At 36.2% G+C, this 17903-nt stretch carries 14 protein-coding genes; 7 read left to right on the top strand and 7 right to left on the bottom strand.

What is annotated here, in order from left to right; genetic code table 11:
• The first annotated feature begins 322 nt into the window (after window positions 1-322).
• A complete protein-coding gene (gene pdaB, locus MOC86_RS10770) occupies window positions 323-1087 on the top strand; it encodes a polysaccharide deacetylase family sporulation protein PdaB (RefSeq protein WP_268584163.1) in 765 nt (254 codons plus the stop codon).
• Window positions 1088-1124: 37 nt separating this feature from the next.
• Here pdaB and MOC86_RS10765 read toward each other — a convergent pair whose 3' ends face one another.
• Window positions 1125-1754: a KinB-signaling pathway activation protein gene (locus tag MOC86_RS10765; protein ID WP_268584162.1), complete on the bottom strand. Its 630-nt coding sequence runs from the start codon at window positions 1752-1754 to the stop codon at window positions 1125-1127.
• Window positions 1755-1929: 175 nt separating this feature from the next.
• Here MOC86_RS10765 and gerD point away from each other — a divergent pair, with 175 nt between their 5' ends.
• The gene (gene gerD / locus MOC86_RS10760; protein ID WP_268584161.1) at window positions 1930-2499 is read left to right on the top strand and encodes a spore germination lipoprotein GerD; all 570 of its coding nucleotides are present in this window, start codon (window positions 1930-1932) and stop codon (window positions 2497-2499) included.
• Window positions 2500-2541: 42 nt separating this feature from the next.
• On the opposite strand, the gene MOC86_RS10755 is transcribed toward gerD, so the two are convergent.
• The 4 genes from MOC86_RS10755 to MOC86_RS10740 all read right to left on the bottom strand — a co-directional run bounded on the left by MOC86_RS10755 (window position 2542) and on the right by MOC86_RS10740 (window position 6519).
• Window positions 2542-3594 (bottom strand): Mrp/NBP35 family ATP-binding protein, encoded by a 1053-nt coding sequence (locus MOC86_RS10755; RefSeq protein ID WP_268584160.1) that lies wholly within the window; start codon window positions 3592-3594, stop codon window positions 2542-2544.
• Between the two features lie 85 nt (window positions 3595-3679).
• A complete protein-coding gene (gene cwlD / locus MOC86_RS10750; protein WP_243515847.1) occupies window positions 3680-4393 on the bottom strand; it encodes an N-acetylmuramoyl-L-alanine amidase CwlD in 714 nt (237 codons plus the stop codon).
• A 66-nt stretch (window positions 4394-4459) separates the two neighbouring features.
• Window positions 4460-4837 carry a DUF2521 family protein gene (locus MOC86_RS10745; RefSeq protein ID WP_268584164.1) on the bottom strand — a complete coding sequence of 126 codons (378 nt, stop codon included), beginning with the start codon at window positions 4835-4837 and terminating at the stop codon, window positions 4460-4462.
• A gap of 152 nt (window positions 4838-4989) precedes the next feature.
• The gene (locus tag MOC86_RS10740; RefSeq protein WP_268584159.1) at window positions 4990-6519 is read right to left on the bottom strand and encodes an MDR family MFS transporter; all 1530 of its coding nucleotides are present in this window, start codon (window positions 6517-6519) and stop codon (window positions 4990-4992) included.
• A gap of 489 nt (window positions 6520-7008) precedes the next feature.
• Between MOC86_RS10740 and MOC86_RS10735 the strand changes: the two genes are divergently transcribed.
• The 5 genes from MOC86_RS10735 (at window position 7009) to MOC86_RS10715 (ending at window position 14585) form a co-directional block, all read left to right on the top strand.
• Complete coding sequence (locus tag MOC86_RS10735) at window positions 7009-8772, top strand: cache domain-containing sensor histidine kinase (RefSeq protein ID WP_268584158.1); 1764 nt, start codon at window positions 7009-7011, stop codon at window positions 8770-8772.
• Window positions 8773-8801: 29 nt separating this feature from the next.
• Window positions 8802-9971 (top strand): response regulator, encoded by a 1170-nt coding sequence (locus MOC86_RS10730; RefSeq protein WP_268584157.1) that lies wholly within the window; start codon window positions 8802-8804, stop codon window positions 9969-9971.
• A gap of 31 nt (window positions 9972-10002) precedes the next feature.
• A complete protein-coding gene (locus MOC86_RS10725) occupies window positions 10003-11277 on the top strand; it encodes an ABC transporter substrate-binding protein (protein ID WP_268584156.1) in 1275 nt (424 codons plus the stop codon).
• A gap of 184 nt (window positions 11278-11461) precedes the next feature.
• Window positions 11462-12931 carry a glycoside hydrolase family 68 protein gene (locus MOC86_RS10720; RefSeq protein ID WP_268584155.1) on the top strand — a complete coding sequence of 490 codons (1470 nt, stop codon included), beginning with the start codon at window positions 11462-11464 and terminating at the stop codon, window positions 12929-12931.
• An 82-nt stretch (window positions 12932-13013) separates the two neighbouring features.
• On the top strand, window positions 13014-14585 hold the full coding sequence (locus MOC86_RS10715; RefSeq protein ID WP_268584154.1) for a glycoside hydrolase family 32 protein: 1572 nt from the start codon (window positions 13014-13016) through the stop codon (window positions 14583-14585).
• 296 nt (window positions 14586-14881) lie between these two features.
• Here MOC86_RS10715 and MOC86_RS10710 read toward each other — a convergent pair whose 3' ends face one another.
• Both MOC86_RS10710 and MOC86_RS10705 read right to left on the bottom strand, forming a co-directional pair.
• Window positions 14882-16258 (bottom strand): amino acid permease, encoded by a 1377-nt coding sequence (locus MOC86_RS10710; protein ID WP_268584153.1) that lies wholly within the window; start codon window positions 16256-16258, stop codon window positions 14882-14884.
• Between the two features lie 351 nt (window positions 16259-16609).
• Window positions 16610-17893: a dihydrolipoamide acetyltransferase family protein gene (locus MOC86_RS10705; protein ID WP_268584152.1), complete on the bottom strand. Its 1284-nt coding sequence runs from the start codon at window positions 17891-17893 to the stop codon at window positions 16610-16612.
• Between the last annotated feature and the right edge of the window lie 10 nt (window positions 17894-17903).

Here is a 17903-nt window from a genome sequence, read left to right as displayed (position 1 = left end):
ATAAGAAACGTTGTTTTAAAATAGAATTAACGTTGACGTATTTTGTTCAGTTTTCAAAGGTCAATCACTTCATTTGTCGTTAACAGCGACTTTCATATCTTATCACTTTTCTCGAAGTGTGTCAATAACTTTTTTTGAAAATGTTTTTTAACTTTGTTCGTTTTGCGCTACCGTAGCAGCGACAAGTAATAATATATCAAGTTTCAAAAGAAACGTCAACACTAAATTTCATTTTTTTTATTCTTTTTTTAAAATCATGTTATGAAGGACTTAACCTCTACATATTATGAGACAAGATAGCTTGTTTCATAAGGGGGTAAACATGAATTTTTTCTATACGATTAATGGAAGTCGAGCAAAACAGATTGTATTGGTTTTAATACTATCATTTTTTGCAGGTGGTTTTCTACTTACTCAGACGTTATTTAACATTCCTGTTTTCTCAACCAAAGATGGCCCAAAAGCAATTTATGAGAATGGGACAATTAAGGACAAAGTTGCTCTTACATTCAATATTAGTTGGGGAGATGAAAAGGCTGAAGAGATTTTAGATACTTTACGCTCACATGATATTGAGAATGCTACTTTCTTTTTATCTGCTTCATGGGCAGAGAGACACCCTGAAATTGTAAAGCGAATTCAAGAAGATGGACATGAGATTGGTTCTATGGGTTACGCGTATGAAAGCTATACAAGTTTAGAAGCACAAGAAATCCGCCAAGATATCGCTAAATCTGAAAAAGCATTTAAAACACTCGGTGTTGACAAGATCAAACTACTTAGACCACCTAATGGACATTTTGACAAAGAAACTTTAAAAATTGCGGAAGCCTATAATTATACAATTGTTCATTGGAGTCTTAACACAGAAGACTGGTTAAATCCTGGTGTAGATAAGATTGTAAGAAATGCAACTGAGAAAATTAAAGGCGGTGACATTGTTCTTCTTCATGCATCTGATTCTGCTCAGCAAACAAATGAAGCTCTTCCTTCTATTATTAGAGAACTTTCAAAGAAGAAATTAAAAACAACAACAGTTTCAAGTTTGATTTCTGGCGCTACTTCTAAAAGTGAAGAAATTAAATAACCCCTATCCTTCCCTTATTGAAGGATGGGGCTTTTTTTTACTTACTTTCTCCCACTTCTTTTATTATATAAGGAGATTTCAAAAATTTCGGAAGCATCAAAAGTTGATAGATATTGCAGATAAGCAATGGGATTAGCATAAGATACAGCCAACTTTCCTCATTTGTTCTTAGTGCTGGAAACCACTCGACAATCGTCACAACAGTTAAGAAAAATAAAGCTGGGATAAACGCTGTTCGGTTTGTTTGCTTCATTTTTACATATGAGAAGGCAACCCCAACTACTAAAAGTGTGAGAGCAAGGAAGAAGTAATTAATGATTGATTCTCCTGCTTCAGCAAAAAATGTGTATCTAAAATACACAAGATCAAATAGGACAAAAAGAATAAGAACAACTTGTACTGAATTCCAAAGTGATGAGGACTTAAAGATACCGAGTCCAAATCTGTGAACAGTCAAGTAAGAAAAAAAGCCCATCTGACTAATTAAACTAAAAATGCAACCTACCCCAATTAGCCAAATAGCAATTGCTACTATCTCACCTATTTCACCTTGAATAAAAAGGTCCTTATATTCTCCCCAGTTCAATGTAAATCCAACAAATACTGTTATGACAGCCCCAACTGAAAGCGTTGATAAAAAGAAACGTACAAGGTTTCGACTTTTCATCTGTTCTCCCCCATTAATTGTTCTTTTTATTTCATGTAAGTCCCCTTATATCTTATTTACCACAAAGAAAATGTAATTCCTGTTAACGACTTTAGAACGTGAATATTTTTTCTATTTCCTTTCATATTAAGAATAAGACATTTTACAGAAGGTATCTGAAAGGAGCGTTACAATTATGGGAAGAGCTCTTTTGCTCCTATATGCCCTAATCTTTGTTTTTTCTTCATCTGGGTGTGCCCCACAAGAGGCAGAAGGAAGTGAAATGGACTACGATCAAACGAAAAAGATGGTAGTAGATATCCTTAAAACAGACGATGGAAAAGAAGCACTAAAGCAAGTGCTAAAGGATGATGAAGTAAAAAAAGAGATCGTTATAGATGAAAAATTGATCAAAGAAACAATTCAAGATACACTGTCATCTGAGAAAGGTTCAAAGTTCTGGACTGAAGCTTTCAAAGATCCTAAGTTTGCCAAAACACTTGCTACATCTCTTCAAGATGAGCATGAAGAAATTATTAAAAAGCTTATGAAAGATCCTGAATATCAGCAAATGCTAATGGATGTTCTTAAAAATCCTGAAATGGAAAAAGAGATCACAAAGCTGTTAAAAAGTAAAGAATATCGAAAACATCTTCAAACCGTTATAACTGAAACATTTGAAAGTCCAACATATAAAGGGAAAGTTCAAGAAATGATAGACAAAGCTGTAAAAGAAGCAGAATCTGAAGAAAAGAAAGAAGAATAAGTGGAGTAAAGAGGCGTTGCACATATGCAACGCCTTTTACCTTTATACATTATGATCCTGTTGTTGTGTACAAAGAGAAATAATTTTTTCGCCAATTTCACTATAGATCTTTCCTAAACGGTGAGCTTCACCATATACAGATGGAGCAAATTCTTCCTCATTCCAATCTGGTTGCTGTAGCGGAAGTTTTCCAAGCAGTGGAACAGCTAGTTCCTCTGCTAGCTTTTCTCCTCCACCTTTGCCGAACACGTACTCTTTTTCTCCTGTAACTTCACTTTCAAAGTACGCCATGTTCTCTACAACACCTAAGACTTCATGTTCTGTACGAATAGCCATCGCACCAGCCCTTGCTGCTACAAAAGCGGCTGTTGGATGTGGAGTTGATACAATGATTTCTTTACAAGCAGGAAGCATAGAATGAATATCAAGCGCAACATCGCCTGTTCCTGGCGGTAAATCGAGCAGAAGGTAATCTAACTCTCCCCACTCTACTTCCTGGAAGAAGCTTGTCAACATTTTACCAAGCATAGGGCCTCTCCAAATGACAGGTGCATTGTCTTCGACAAAGAAGCCCATTGAAATAACTTTCACACCAAAACGATCAACCGGAATAATTCGATCATTTTCAACAGTTGGACGTTGTTCAATTCCCATCATATCAGGGACGCTAAATCCGTAAATATCAGCATCAATCAAACCGACTTTCTTTCCAAGCCTTGCAAGAGCAATTGCTAAGTTAACAGAAACGGTTGATTTTCCAACGCCTCCTTTACCACTGGCAATTGCGATAAATGTTGTATCTTTTGTATTTAAAAGTGATGGCTGCTCTTGCGCTGCCACGCTATCTTGCGGCAGTGCTTCAAAGCGGAGACCAACTGTTTCAAAACCTGCTTCTTTTAATAAATTTACTACTGTTCCTTGAAGTTGCATCTGTTCTGCTGTTCCTGTTTTAGCAACAAGCAGTTTAACGCTCACATGTTTTTTCTCTTCTTTAATTTTAATTTCTTGAATGCCGTCTAACTCTCCTAATGTTTTATGTAAAAACGGCTCTTCTACCCCTGATAATAGTGCGTGAACTTCCTTTTCTGTGAGCATGTTTTCACCTTCCCCGTTGAATTCGTTTACATTCTGAATTATATCATATTTTCCCTTTGTTTCGTGAGCGCAAACAAAAAGCACCTCACTCTTTCGGAGGTGCTTTTGCTGTTAAGTGCTGTAAAATCCCTCTATAGATTGAAGCAGCCACTTTTTTCTGATATTCTTCTGTTTTTAAAAGATCATGCTCTGTTGGATTCGAAAGAAAGCCAACTTCAACAAGCGCTCCTGGAATATCAGCATTTTCAACAAGATAAATATTTTGAATTCTTTTTGCTTCTCGATTCGTATTATTCAAGTTTCCTTTGAATTCCGATTGAATCCATGTAGCTAAGTTCTTATTTTCTTCTTTTGATCCATTGTAAAACGTTTGAGCTCCGCTCCATTTTGGAGAGGGAATTGCATTAAGATGGATACTTAAATACATATCAGCACTGGAATGATTGATAATTTCTAGACGCTTTCTTAAATCTTCCCCTTTGCGTCTGCTATACCCTTTTGTATCTTTGTCTGCTAAGTCTTCATCTTTTTCACGCGTCATAATAACAAGTGCTCCTTGTTCTTGAAGGTAATCCCTAATCATCAAGGAAATGGAGAGCGTTACTTCTTTCTCCAAAACATCTTTACCAACTGCTCCCCCGTCAGCGCCTCCATGGCCTGCATCTAAGACAATAATTTTACCGCTTAACGGGAGATTCCATGAACCGATTGAGCCTTTATTTGTAAAGTAATGCTGAACGCCTAGAAAAAGACAACAGATAACGATAATAACAGTCCCTAACCAAAGCTTTTTTTTCATCGTGCTCCCCCCGCTCGTCCTACCTACTATTTTCTATATGGTGAGCGGAGAGGATTTATGATTATTTTAAGACAATTTTAAACCATATCTTTTCTTTCCAAATCGAAAACCTTCTATCCACCAGTCATCAACATAGGCTTCACAAAGCATATACAAACCATCACCTGTTGGCAGTTCATAATGATCTTCTGTCCAAAAGGAAAGATAATCGAAAAGAGCAGAAACAAGCTTTTTCCCCTCTTTTTCAGATCTTGCCCGTACTTTCTCTTCCTGTTCTCCATAATAACCAAACCTGCTATATTTTGCTCCAAGCAAGAAAGCCTCAACTGCTATATCTAAGCACCCTTCCTCAACAGAGCGGTTATTTTTTGTTGAATAAAACATGAGCGGCTGAAAATAGCGCATCATTTCTTTATATAATTTCTCAAGCGAAATTCCGCTCATCACTTTTGTTCATACTTCATTTCTTTTTCTCTTCTTCGTTCTTTGAATGTTGTAATTACGGTCACGTTCTCCATCCTCCTTTTCTTTTATTGTGACCGACCGCCAACTTTATACACAGGAACAAAAAGGCAGAGAGTTCTACTCTCTGCCTTCTACTTGTTTAGTATATTTTCTTTCACTTCAGGCTTTCTTACAGCTATGCGGGCTTTTCCCATCATAAGTACTGTAATAAAAGCAAGACCAATTGGAATAAGAGCAAATGTAAAAGCATCTGTAATAGAGGTTGACATAGCATGCACAATGTTTGATAGAACAGGCTCTGGAATCATCGCACGAGCGCTTCCCTCAAAAAGAGCGCTTGGGTTTTCAACGTTCGCCATTGCTCCACTGCTTCCTGCACTTCCAAAGCTTTCTTTTAATTCACTTGTAAAGTGACTACTTTGAATTGTTCCAAATACAGTTACGCCAATTGTCATTCCAAGAGAACGAGCAAAAGAGTTTGTAGAGTTTGCGGATCCTCTGTAGCGCACATCCAATTTTTCAATTGATGCTGTTGGTAAAATTGAAAATGAGAAACCAACACCAAAACCTGTTAATACCATAAAGATAGTTAACATCCATCTTGCTGTTTCAGGAGTCATTGTACTTAGCAACACCATGCCAGCTGCAAAAGAGACAATTGAAAGAAACATAAGATTTCGGAACGTTGTTTTCGTTTGAAAAATCCCGCCGATTGCGCTTCCTGCAACAGATCCTAACATCATTGGTGTTAATACCAACCCTGCATTTGTTGCAGAACCGCCATAAACAGCTTGAACAAAGATAGGAATAAATACTGTTAAGATAATAAATGTGCCTCCGTAAAGGAAAGCCAAGATTTGAGCTGTTGCAAAAAGACGGTTTTTAAACATCCAAAAAGAAATGATTGGATCTGACACTTTTCGTTCTGTAAAAATAAAGATAATGAAAAATAAAATAAAAGATCCGAACAACCCTAGAATCTGTGGTGATTGCCAACTATATTCTTTGCCACCAAGCTCAAGAGCAAACATCAAGCTGACAACTGCAATAACAAGTGTTGCAGCTCCTATCCAATCTACCCTTTGTTCTTTCCGCTCTGTTGATTCTTTATAAGCTTTAATAATTAAAAGAAGAGATACAATACCAAGTGGTACATTTACATAAAAAATCCATTGCCAGCTAATATACTCTGTAATATAAGCACCAAGCAAAGGACCACACACGCTTGAAACTCCAAATACTGCTCCAAGAAGACCTGTCATCTTACCACGTTTCTCGGAAGGAAAAATATCAAATACAATTGTGAAAGCAATCGGCATAAGCGCTCCGCCTCCAACACCTTGTACTGCTCGATAAATGCTGAGCTGCTCAATGCTTGTTGCTGTACCACACAAAATTGAACCTAATAAAAATACTAAAAGACCAAAAATAAAAAAACGTTTGCGACCGTACATATCAGACAATTTACCAAAAATAGGCATTCCAGCCATTACAGTCACCATATATGCAGAGGTCACCCAAACAAACTTATCTAATCCACCAAGATCAGAAACGATAGTCCCCATTGCCGTTGCAACAATAGTGTTGTCCATTGCAGACATTAAAATAGCTAATAATAGCCCTGTTACAACAAGCTTTAATTGTGAGTCTTTTGAAACCACAGGCTCACTCCTCTCTAATGTTTAACAAAGTTAATTATAGTGAAGTTTTGACACAAGAGCTACTTCTAATTTGAAGTTTATCCCTTTTATCCAAAGGCGCTAACTTAAAACATAAATAAAAGGAAGAGTATATCCTTTTCTACATAACTTTCTCTAATCCTAGTGAAGAACCAAAATAAAGAACTTTTTCTTCTCTTTATTAAGCTGTACAAGCATAAATCTCAGATTTATGAAATTAGTGCTCCTATTGGTTAAAAATTCACATATTATAGGTAAATCTTCACTCATTCTTATGTATGATTGACGCTTGGAAGTGATTTGTTATAGTTGAGGTACTAAATGTGTTGTACACTAAAACATTATTACTGATCGTAAAGGGGCTTCTGTTACTCTCCTTGTAAGAAGCTACCGGTTTTAGCACATTCTACTCTAGAAGAATTACTTCTCTACACTCTATAATTGGTTTCTTGAATACAAGGAGGAGCTTCTATGAAGAGCATCCAGAACCGCCTACTGCTCATGTTACTAATCTTTATCATTTTACCCTATTTTCTATCTGTCTTTTTTATTTATAGCTATACCAAACATAGCGTAGAGCAGCAAGAGCTGAAAAATAGCCATGAACAGCTTCGCGAAAATTCAACAGAGCTTCAACAATATTTCGAGGAAATGATTAACCTTCCTTATATTTTATATCGTGACCCTAAACTATTTCAGATTTTAAATAATGAAGTTGAGGACTCAAATTACTTAGAAAAAAGTTTGGAGAACTTCTCATTAATGCGGAATGAGATTCGTCAAATTCAGTTTTATATGGATAAAGATAAAGAGGCGTTAACCGTCTATAATGCCACTGCGAGTGCGCGTAAATCCAGGCCTAATTTCTTACAGCAGCCCTTTATTAAAGAGCTTTACAATACAAACATAAAATACGTTATTCAGCCACCACATTCCATCCAAAATTACAATAATTCAGCTATTGTTCCTCAATCTGAAAAGACAAAAGTAATTACATTCCACCATAAGATTGTTGATGTATTATCTAATGAATTTCTTGGCACAATCTCAATGGATGTGGATTATGAAATGTATGCACGCATATGTAACAATTTAATTGGTAAAGACCAAGAATCTGTCTTGCTTATCAACGAAGATAATAAAATTGTCTATGCGAATGATACTGAGATTATTGGACAAGTAGTTTCGCCTCGTTTACAACAGAAAATAGAGAGAAACGCCGAAACAGGTGATGATATTGTCTTAGCTAACACCTTATCTGGACCGCTTGATCAGTGGAAGCTTGTTAAGATTACGCCAAGTCATATCCTATTCGATGATGCTAGAAAAACTTCCTATACTTTTATTATTGTCGGAATCATTATTGGCTTACTTGGAGTATTAATGATTAGCTTGATTTCCTATAAGATTACCCACCCACTTAAGCTCCTTACCCAGAAAGTACGGACCATAAAAGGTGGCAATATGAATATTGATTTTAATGATAAAAGAGAAGACGAAATTGGTTATTTAGAACTTCATATAAAAGAAATGATGGATCGAATTAACCTCCATATTAATCGGGAATACAAGCTTGAAATTGAGAACAAGGAAAATCGATTAAGAGCCTTAAAGTCACAAGTGAATCCTCATTTCCTTTTCAACGCTTTGCAATCAATAGGTGCTGTTGCTTTAAGATCCAATGCTCCACGTGTTTATCATTTAATTACATCTTTATCTAAGATGATGCGCTATTCAATTAACGCAAACAAGTGGGTCAAAGTTCAAGAAGAAGTAGAATATATCAAAGCTTACCTTACTCTTCAAATGGAACGCTTTCGGAAAGAAGTTCATTATTCTATTCATATCAGTGATCCTATTTTAAATATGCAAATTCCTAGTATGATTCTTCAGCCGCTTGTTGAAAACTTTTTTAAACATAGCTATGAAGAAGGTTTCTATGATGCCCCACTGAACATTTATGGAGAAATGCAGAAATCATTTCTACACCTTGTTGTCGAAAGTTATGGCGCTAGTATAACGGATGAAAAACTCAAGAGATTGCAGGAAAACATTTATCATTCTTCTCTTAACTCTTCTCAAGGGCGCAAACATATCGGTCTAAAAAATATCCATGATCGACTTATTCTAAATTACGGAACGCAAGCACATCTAGAAATTGATCGAAACAACGGAGATGGCTTTATTGTTAAAATTGCCATCCCTCTTGAAGAAAAACGTTTAAAAGAAGATTAATTGATGGATTTTTGTAAGGAGGAAAAAGTGTGAAGGCTTTAATTATTGATGATGAAGTGAATGTACGTGAAGTTATACGTTATCTAGGTCAATGGGAAAAGTACGGCATAACTGATATTTTAGAAGCAAGTAATGGCGAAGAAGCAAAACATATTATTGAAGCTACAAAACCAGAAATTATCTTTACAGATATCAAGATGCCTAAAATGAGTGGAATAGAAATGATTGAATGGTTAGATAGCATCTCATATCCAGGTAAAGTAATCTTTGTGACTGGGTATAACGATTATTCATTTATGAGACAAGCCATTAAACATCGTAGTTTCGATTATCTATTAAAACCAATTGAAGAAGAACCCTTTAATCATACATTAGCAGAAGCTGTCCAAGCATGGGAAAACGAGCATTCCCATAGTGGGCAGGAAATAATTGATGAAGACTTCCAAAAGCTCCGTATTGAGCAGTTAATAACAGATGCATGTATGGGAGAAGCATACAAATCAACAGACATTCTTCCCTATCTTCCTCTTTCTGATCAATATGAGATGGCTTTAATTTCTTTCTATCAAATGCATTATGCGGAGCCATACATTAAAGCCTTATCTGATGAGCTGAAAGAACGAAAGCTAGGAAATGCCTTTTCCCTTCAAAGTGATCGAAACATTTGTGTTATCATCACAGTACGCAATGAATGGTTAACAGTTGAAGAATGGATAAGTCAGGAATTTGATATTCCCGTTCGCTTTGTGAGCGGGAGATCGTTATCTTCATTATCTCATATCTTAGACGCTTTTCAGTTCTTACAAGAGGCATTAGACAATCACCAGTATCGTTCGATTCATAAGTTGGATGAACTTCATGCTGCTCGTCGTATGAAAGACATTGTTTCATATGTAGACATGTATTATATGGAAGAATTAAGTTTAGAGAAGCTATCGAACCTGTTTTTCTTTAGCCGAGAGCATATTTCACGGAAGTTCAAACAAGAAACAGGATTGCCGCTTTCTAAATATATGACAAAATTAAGAATCCAACGAGCAAAGCAGTGGTTAGAAGATACCGAAGAAACCATTTACTCCATTTCTTTACTGCTCGGTTATCAAGATGAAAAATACTTCTCTAAACTATTTAAAAAAGTAGTTGGATTAACTCCCTTTGAATATAGAAAAGAGAAAAAACTAACAGTAGTAAGTAGATAGTTAGACACCGATTGTTTTCAGGAGTGACAAAATGAAAAAAGAGCTATTAAATATATGTTTGATTGGAACGCTTAGCTTATCTTTATACGGGTGTCAACAAAAGGTCAAGAAAGAGACTCAAGAAGTGAAACAAGATAAGATTACTTTAAGTATTCGAAATCCTAAAGTGGAAATTGCGGCTCCGTTTGAAGAAATGGTGCAAGCTTATGAAAAAGAGCATCCTCATATTAATATAGAAGTTCATACCGTTGGAGGCGCGATCGATGACTTATCTGATTTGAAGGCAGAATTAGCTGCTGGTGAAGGGCCTGATATTTTTACAAATCAAGGCGGAAAAAGCGCTGAATTGTGGCATGATTATTTAGAAGATTTATCAGGAGAACCTTGGGTACCTGAAGCATTACCAGAAACACTAGCGTCTATAAAATCAGGTGAAAAAATATACGGTATGCCAATGAATATAGAAGGATACGGGTTTATCTACAATAAAGATTTATTTGCAAAAGCAGGTATTCAGCAGTTACCAACTACATTAAATGAACTAGAAACAACAGCTGAAAAACTCAAGAAGGCAGGAATTAATCCTTTTTCTTTAGGTTATTATGAAAAATGGCAGCTAGGCGATCATTTAATGAATATCGCTTTCCTTCAACAAAAAGACCCAAATGCTTATATTACTCAATTAAATAACGGGTCAAAAACGATTACGAATAACCAAAAGTTTAAAGATCTTATCCACCTTTTAGATGTGACACTAAAATACGGGAACAGTGACCCACTTGAAACAGATTACACGATGGAAATGAATCAATTCGCCAAAGGAGAAGCAGCCATTGTCTTGCAAGGAAATTGGATTCAACCGCTAATTGATCAACGTTCCCCTAATCTGAATGTTGGCGTTATGCCCATTCCTCTTAGTAATAATCACGGTGAACAATCATTAATTGTGAACACTCCAAATTACTGGGTCATTAATAAACAAACGACCCCGGAAAAAAAGCAGGCAGCCAAAAAGTTTCTAGAATGGATGGTAGCCTCCAAAGAAGGACAAGAATTTATGACAAAGCAGTTTAGATTCATTCCTGCTTTTAAACACATCCCTTCAAATCAATCTGGCCCATTAGCTACTGAAACACTTCGTTATTATAAAGAAGGAAAAACATTATCAGCTAGCACGTTATATTTTCCTGTTGGAGTCAGAGAACAATTCGGAGCTGCTACACAGCAATATGTAGCAAAAGGTTTAACCCGAACTCAGCTATTAAAACGATATCAGTATGCTTGGGAGAGTGCTCAAGGAGAGTAAGAGCTATCTTATTTTCCTTAAGCCTCTCTTTTTTATTTCCTCATATATCAATTCAAGACTAAATTTCAATCAATATCCTCCATATTCAGCAAGCAAGCACTCCCCTATAATTTAATTGTTAACACATGGACGGACAAGCAGAAAGGTAATATTCCGTCCCCTACTACTACATAGGAGGAAGAATATGAACTTCAAAGGTTTGGCGAAAAAAGCAGGCGTAATCACCCTTAGTACAGCAATTTTAGCAGGAGGAAGCGGAGCAATTGCTCATGCAGCACCAAAAGCTGCTCAGGATCATAACGAAGATTATGGATTTTCTCATATGACTCGACTTGACATGAAAAACATGATCAATCAACATGGAAATCCAAACTTTACGGTGCCTCAATTCGATGCATCTAAAATCAAAAACATTCCTTCAGCAACGAAAGTTGATGAAAATGGAAATAAAATTGAGATGGATGTTTGGGATACATGGCCACTACAAAATGCAGATGGTACAGTAGCTGAATACAAAGGTTACAACATCGTGTTTGGTTTAGCTGGAGATCCGAAAAATGCTAGTGACACATTTATTTACATGTTCTATAAAAAAGTTGGTGACAATTCCTTAGATGCTTGGAAAAATGCTGGTCGCGTGTTTGATGATAGCGATAAATTCAAAGCAAATGATGAAAACTTAAAAGATCAAGCTGAAGAATGGTCGGGTTCTGCAACATTTACTTCTGATGGAGAAATTCGTTTATTCTATACAAACAGAACAGGCTTTGATGAAAGCAAAAACCTTTTCGGTAAACAAACGCTCACAACAGCACAAGTAAACGTATCTGAAGTAAAAGACGGCACACTTAACGTCGACGGTGTAGAAGATCACAAATCAATTTTTGATGGAGACGGATCAATTTACCAACAGGTTGAACAAGCTTTTAGCAAAGGTAATGTAGATTTTAAAGATAACCATACGCTTAGAGATCCTCACTATGTTGAAGACAACGGCCATAAATATCTTGTATTTGAAGCTAATACAGGAAAGGATACAGGCTATCAAGGAGAAGACTCTTTATACAACAGAGCTTATTATAGTAAGAGCAATGCCTTCTTCCAAGACGAAAAAAGTAAACTATTACAAAGTCCTAAAAAAGAATATGCTGAATTAGCAAACGGTGCAATGGGAATCATTGAAATTAATGACGATTATACACTTAAAAAAGTCATGAAACCATTAATCACTTCAAATACAGTAACAGATGAAATTGAGCGTCCAAACGTCTTCAAAAAAGACGGAAAATGGTACTTATTTACAAGTAGCCGTGGATCTAAAATGACGATTGATGGCATTGATGACCAAGATATTTATATGCTAGGATATGTTTCTAACTCTCTAACAGGCCCTTACAAGCCAATGAACAAAACAGGAATTGTTCTACATCAAGACCTTGATCCGAACGATGTGACTTGGAACTATGCTCACTATGCAATCCCTCAAAAGAACAGCGACGACGTTGTTGTCACAAGCTATATGACAAACAGAGGGTACTTTGCAGATCATAAATCAACATTTGCTCCAAGCTTCAAACTTTCTCTTGATGGAAATAAATCTTCTGTTGTAAAAGATAGTATCCTTGAACAAGGACAAATTACAGTTGATAAATAATACAAAAGGAAAATACCAATACTTATTGGTATTTTCTTTTTATTATCCTATACAACCTAGAATTAAAGCGTGGTGACTATATATGACAAAAAGTGTACCAAATAAAAAATTAAATATATGGATAATTGTTTCTCTTGTTTGCCTTCTTCTCCTTATCATTGGTGGGTTTCTAATCAAGCAATCGGAACCTAAGAAAGAAGATGAACATAAAGTGACAGATAAAGAAACGTATCGTGCCAACTATCATTTCACAAGTCCTGACAAGTGGAAAAATGACCCTCAGAAGCCAATCTATCTAGATGGAAAGTATCACTATTACTATCTTTATAATGGAGATTATCCTAATGGGAATGGAACAGAATGGCGTCATGCAACATCTACTGATCTTGTTCATTGGAAAGATGAAGGTGTAGCAATACCTAAGTATACAAATAAAAATGGTGACCCATGGTCAGGTTCAGTTGTAGTAGATGCTCAGAATACGGCAGGGTTCGGTAAGAATAGCGTTATTGCCATTGTGACCCAACCTTCTGCGAGCGGTCAGCAAGAACAGTTTTTATGGTACAGCAAAGATAGAGGAAAAACGTTCAAATCTTATAGTGATGAACCTGTTTTAAAAAATCCTGGTACAAAAGATTTCCGTGATCCAAAAATCATTTGGGATGACGGAGCAAATAAGTGGGTCATGCTTATGGCAGAAGGCACAAAGATTGGATTTTATGAATCTGATGATTTAAAAGATTGGAAGTATACAGGAGGCTTTGAAACAAAAAACATTGGACTTATAGAATGTCCTGATCTTTATATGATGCGCGCAGACGATGGATCAATCAAATGGATTCTTGGAACAAGTGCAAATGGTAAAGAGACCGGAAAACCGAATACTTATGCTTATTGGACTGGTGAATACAATGGAAAAGAATTTGTGCCAGACCAAGAAGAGCCCCAGTGGCTTGACCATGGATTTGATTGGTATGGCGGTGTCACTTTCGAAGATGGGCTAAATGACGACAAATTAGACCATCGCTATGCCCTAGCATGGATGAACAACTGGGACTATGCAGACAACACGCCTACTGTAAAAGAAGGATTCAATGGGATTGATTCTATCGTCCGTCGAATAGAGCTGAAAAAGCAAGACGACGACAACTACTACTTAGCATCACAGCCTAACGAAAACTTGAATGAGTTAACTAAAACTACGGACCAATATGAAGAGATTAAAGTAGATGGATCAAAAAAGCTTGATACTGAAGGAGTTGCTTACAGACTAGAAACAGATATTTCATGGGAAGACCTTCAGAATGTTGGATTACGTCTCCGTGAATCTTCTGATGAAAAGCGACATGTTGACGTTGGTATCTTTGCTGAAGGAGCCTACTCTTATGTAAATCGAGGATTAACACACCAACCAGATGAGAGTAATCAATATATCGAAAGCAAAGCTCCTTTTGATCCAAATAAGAAAGAAGTTCATTTGAAAATACTTGTTGATAAAACGACTGTTGAAGTATTTATAGATGATGGAAAAGTGGTTCACTCTAGTCAAGTATTCCCTCCTTTAGGGGATGACGGCATAACTCTCTTTTCTGAAGGTGGAACCGCTACTTTTAAAAATATAGAGATTAAACATTATCAATCTATATACAAATAGAACGGCAAATGAAAATACACAACGAAGTTATGAAGTTATATTGTAGTGATATAAAAGTAACACAATAATATACACTATTCATGAATTAAAAAGGATCTGTTCTCTTACTCTTTTGACAATGAATTTGTAAATTTAAAAAGCCCAAAGGCATTTTCCTTTGGGCTTTCATTTTATTTTAATCCCCTCAAGTTTTGAACTCCATATATAACTAAATCAAGTGTTATCTTAAATGTTATTTCAGCACAGCAGTTTCATTTCTCTATTTTAAGCTAAAGGTCCTAAGACATATGACAAATCTACATGATTCTCTTTTCTCCTGAATCAGCCTTCTGTGCATCAACACGTTTAAATTTTATAATCGAAATTCCGACTAATATAGCCAAAACAAGAAGACAGGCAATAATACTTGTCCGATTCTGTTCATTTAATACAAACATGATACAAATAATAATTAAGACTACTGCTGTAAATGCTGTTACATAAGGGAATCCCCATAATTTGAAGCTTGGTTCTTTAGGATATGATTTACGAAGTTTTAGTTGTGATAAACAAATACTAATCCATATTAATGATACGACAAAACCAGGAACCGCCATTAATATAGTAAATACCTGATCTTGTGCAACATAAGTAATCATAGAGCCGACGATTAATACAATTGCACTTAACATTAAGCTATATGACGGAACACCATTTTTAGATACATAAGAGAAAGTCTTGGGAGCTTCCCCTCCCATTGCTAAAGAGTGGAGCATTCTTGTACAACCATATATGCCAGAGTTAGCAGCAGATAAAACAGCCGTGATTAAAATGAAATTCATAATATGGGCTGCTCCCTGCAAACCAGACATTGATAATACTTGGACAAATGGACTTGATTGGTCACTTATTTCATTCCAAGGAATTAAACCACAAATGATGAGGATTGGTAGCGTATAAAACAAGACAATTCTCCAAATAAAACTTTTAATAACCTTAGGTAAAATACGTTCAGCATCTTTTGCTTCTGTTACAGTTAATCCTATTAATTCAGATCCCCCGTATGAAAACATCACAATTAACAATGCCGAGATGATTGACATTGATCCATTTGGGAAAAAACCTCCATGCTCTGTAAAGTTTTGCAAGTAATTCGACTGGTTACTTGGGGTAATTCCAAAGAGAATACTCGCTCCCAAAACGATGAATATCATAATCATCGCAATCTTAATACCAGCAAACCAAAATTCGAACTCCCCGTAATTTTTAACATTCATCATATTAATCCCAATAATTAAGACTGCACAGCCCAAACTCAATACCCAAAGCGGAATATTAGGAAACCAATATTGAAAAAAGCTCCCTGCTACAATTACTTCAATAACGCATACAGAGAGCCACATAAAACAATACAACCAACCTGTTACAAAAGACACCCGCTTACCAAAGGCTAGACGAACAAACCCTTTCATATTAGTATCTGGATAAGCAATAGCCATCTCTGCTATAGCCCCCATAACAACTAGAAGCAAAATCCCTGCAAACATATAAGTAAAAATAACCCCTGGTCCTGCTAACGTTACTGTTTCAGCACTCCCTTTAAAGATTCCAGTCCCTATTGCTCCTCCCATTGCCATTAAACTTATATGTCGTGGAAGTAATTTCTTTTGAAGTGGTGAATTGCTTGATCCCATCGCTTATTCCCCCTTGATTCTATTAAATGAATCCTTTTCACTGTGCATTGAGAATGTTTTTTAAATGAATGATAGTTCTTTTCTTTCCAAGTATTAAGTAATGATTTGTCTTTTTAGTCAAATTTGTTAAAGTCTATTTCCCTAGTGGCTCCAGTCAATATGAGATTGCAATGAATTCATGAACATTCGCTGGGTTATAACAAACTTTGTTTCCAATCATTCGCTACTTTAAAAAATCTAATTTTTGAGCATATATTAATATTGGCCTTCTCACTCTCCAACGTTCTCGTTCCTTTCACACATCGCTTAATAACAGGGGGAAGCCCCCTGTTATCTGAATCTGTATTATCTTTAAGCTAATTCAATTGGCCATAACTTTGGGTTTTCGATCAGATACTTGAAGCGATTTGTAAAAGCCACAGCTGTAGCACCATCCGCTACTCGATGATCAAACGCCATTGACATTGTCATAATCGATCGAATTACAATCTCGTCGTTCTCTCTTACAACAGGCATTTTTTTCGTCTTATGAAATGCAATTAATCCAGTTTCTGGATGATTAATGATGGGAGTTGCGCCAATACTTCCTAAAGGACCAACATTACTAACTGTAAATGTTCCTCCTCTCATATCGTCCATTGTAAGCTTGCCTTCTTGTGCCTTTCTTGTTAATTCCTTCAGTTTTTCATGAATCTGACTGACTGACAGTCTATCAGCATGATGAATAACAGGTACAATTAGGCCTTCTTCTGTATCTGTAGCAATTCCGATGTTATACTCTTTTTCTAAACAAATAACTTCATTTTCTTCGTCAAGCTTGGCGTTAAAAACCGGAAATTTCTTCAATGCCACAGCAATGGCTTTAATAAAGAAAGCAGCTACGGAAATATTCATATTCATTTCCTTTAGATCATTTCGGTACGCAAGCAGTTCGGTTAAATCTGCCTCTTCAAAGTGCGTAACATGAGGAATTGTATAAAGAGATTTTGTCATCTTTTTAGCAATTTGTTTACGACGCCCCCTAAATGGAATCGTTTCTTTTCCTTCATTTTGTACTCCTTGCCTTTGAATGTGGTGTTTTAATTCAGCTTCCGCTTCACTCACTTTAGAAGACGTCTCTTGCCCCTCTTCTAAAGAAGATCCTTCATCACGTTTTTTTACAAAGTTGTGCACATCTTCTACTGTAATACGCCCTGATTTTCCTGTACCTGTAACTTCACTAATATCTACACCAAACTTACGTGCAACTTTTCTTGTATAAGGTGCTGCAATGATAAACCTCTTTTCGGTATTTTGAGTGACAGGAACTGTTTGATTTGATGGTGTTGGTAGCTCTTCTCCTTTTTCAAAAGAAAGCTCTGCTAATAGCTTCTCTTCTTTTGACTCTACAGCCTTTCGTTCTTCTGTTTCTAACACAAGAAGTGTTGTACCAACTTCTACCGTATCGCCTGTATCAATGATAATATTTTTAACTTTCCCTGAGGCTGGAGAAGGAAGCTCTGCAACCATTTTATCTGTTTGAACTTCTAAAAGAGGTTGGTCCACTGTGACCGTATCCCCTGCCTTAACAAAATAGTGAATAATTTCTCCTTCTGTCATTCCTTCACCAATGTCATGAAGTTTTACTTCAACCACTGTTCATCCC

The organism is Priestia endophytica, from assembly GCF_026790145.1.
Classification (GTDB): domain Bacteria; phylum Bacillota; class Bacilli; order Bacillales; family Bacillaceae_H; genus Bacillus_I; species Bacillus_I endophytica_A.
This window is presented reverse-complemented; position numbering and strand designations above follow the sequence as displayed.

What these genes read in the sequence shown, in the direction of transcription:
- MOC86_RS10755 (WP_268584160.1), bottom strand. Translation starts at nt 3,594, where the DNA reads ATGCTCACAGAAAAGGAAGTTCACGCACTATTATCAGGGGTAGAAGAG.
- MOC86_RS10715 (WP_268584154.1), top strand. Translation starts at nt 13,014, where the DNA reads ATGACAAAAAGTGTACCAAATAAAAAATTAAATATATGGATAATTGTT.
- gerD (WP_268584161.1), top strand. Translation starts at nt 1,930, where the DNA reads ATGGGAAGAGCTCTTTTGCTCCTATATGCCCTAATCTTTGTTTTTTCT.
- pdaB (WP_268584163.1), top strand. Translation starts at nt 323, where the DNA reads ATGAATTTTTTCTATACGATTAATGGAAGTCGAGCAAAACAGATTGTA.
- MOC86_RS10745 (WP_268584164.1), bottom strand. Translation starts at nt 4,837, where the DNA reads ATGAGCGGAATTTCGCTTGAGAAATTATATAAAGAAATGATGCGCTAT.
- MOC86_RS10720 (WP_268584155.1), top strand. Translation starts at nt 11,462, where the DNA reads ATGAACTTCAAAGGTTTGGCGAAAAAAGCAGGCGTAATCACCCTTAGT.
- MOC86_RS10710 (WP_268584153.1), bottom strand. Translation starts at nt 16,258, where the DNA reads ATGGGATCAAGCAATTCACCACTTCAAAAGAAATTACTTCCACGACAT.
- cwlD (WP_243515847.1), bottom strand. Translation starts at nt 4,393, where the DNA reads ATGAAAAAAAAGCTTTGGTTAGGGACTGTTATTATCGTTATCTGTTGT.
- MOC86_RS10735 (WP_268584158.1), top strand. Translation starts at nt 7,009, where the DNA reads ATGAAGAGCATCCAGAACCGCCTACTGCTCATGTTACTAATCTTTATC.
- MOC86_RS10725 (WP_268584156.1), top strand. Translation starts at nt 10,003, where the DNA reads ATGAAAAAAGAGCTATTAAATATATGTTTGATTGGAACGCTTAGCTTA.
- MOC86_RS10765 (WP_268584162.1), bottom strand. Translation starts at nt 1,754, where the DNA reads ATGAAAAGTCGAAACCTTGTACGTTTCTTTTTATCAACGCTTTCAGTT.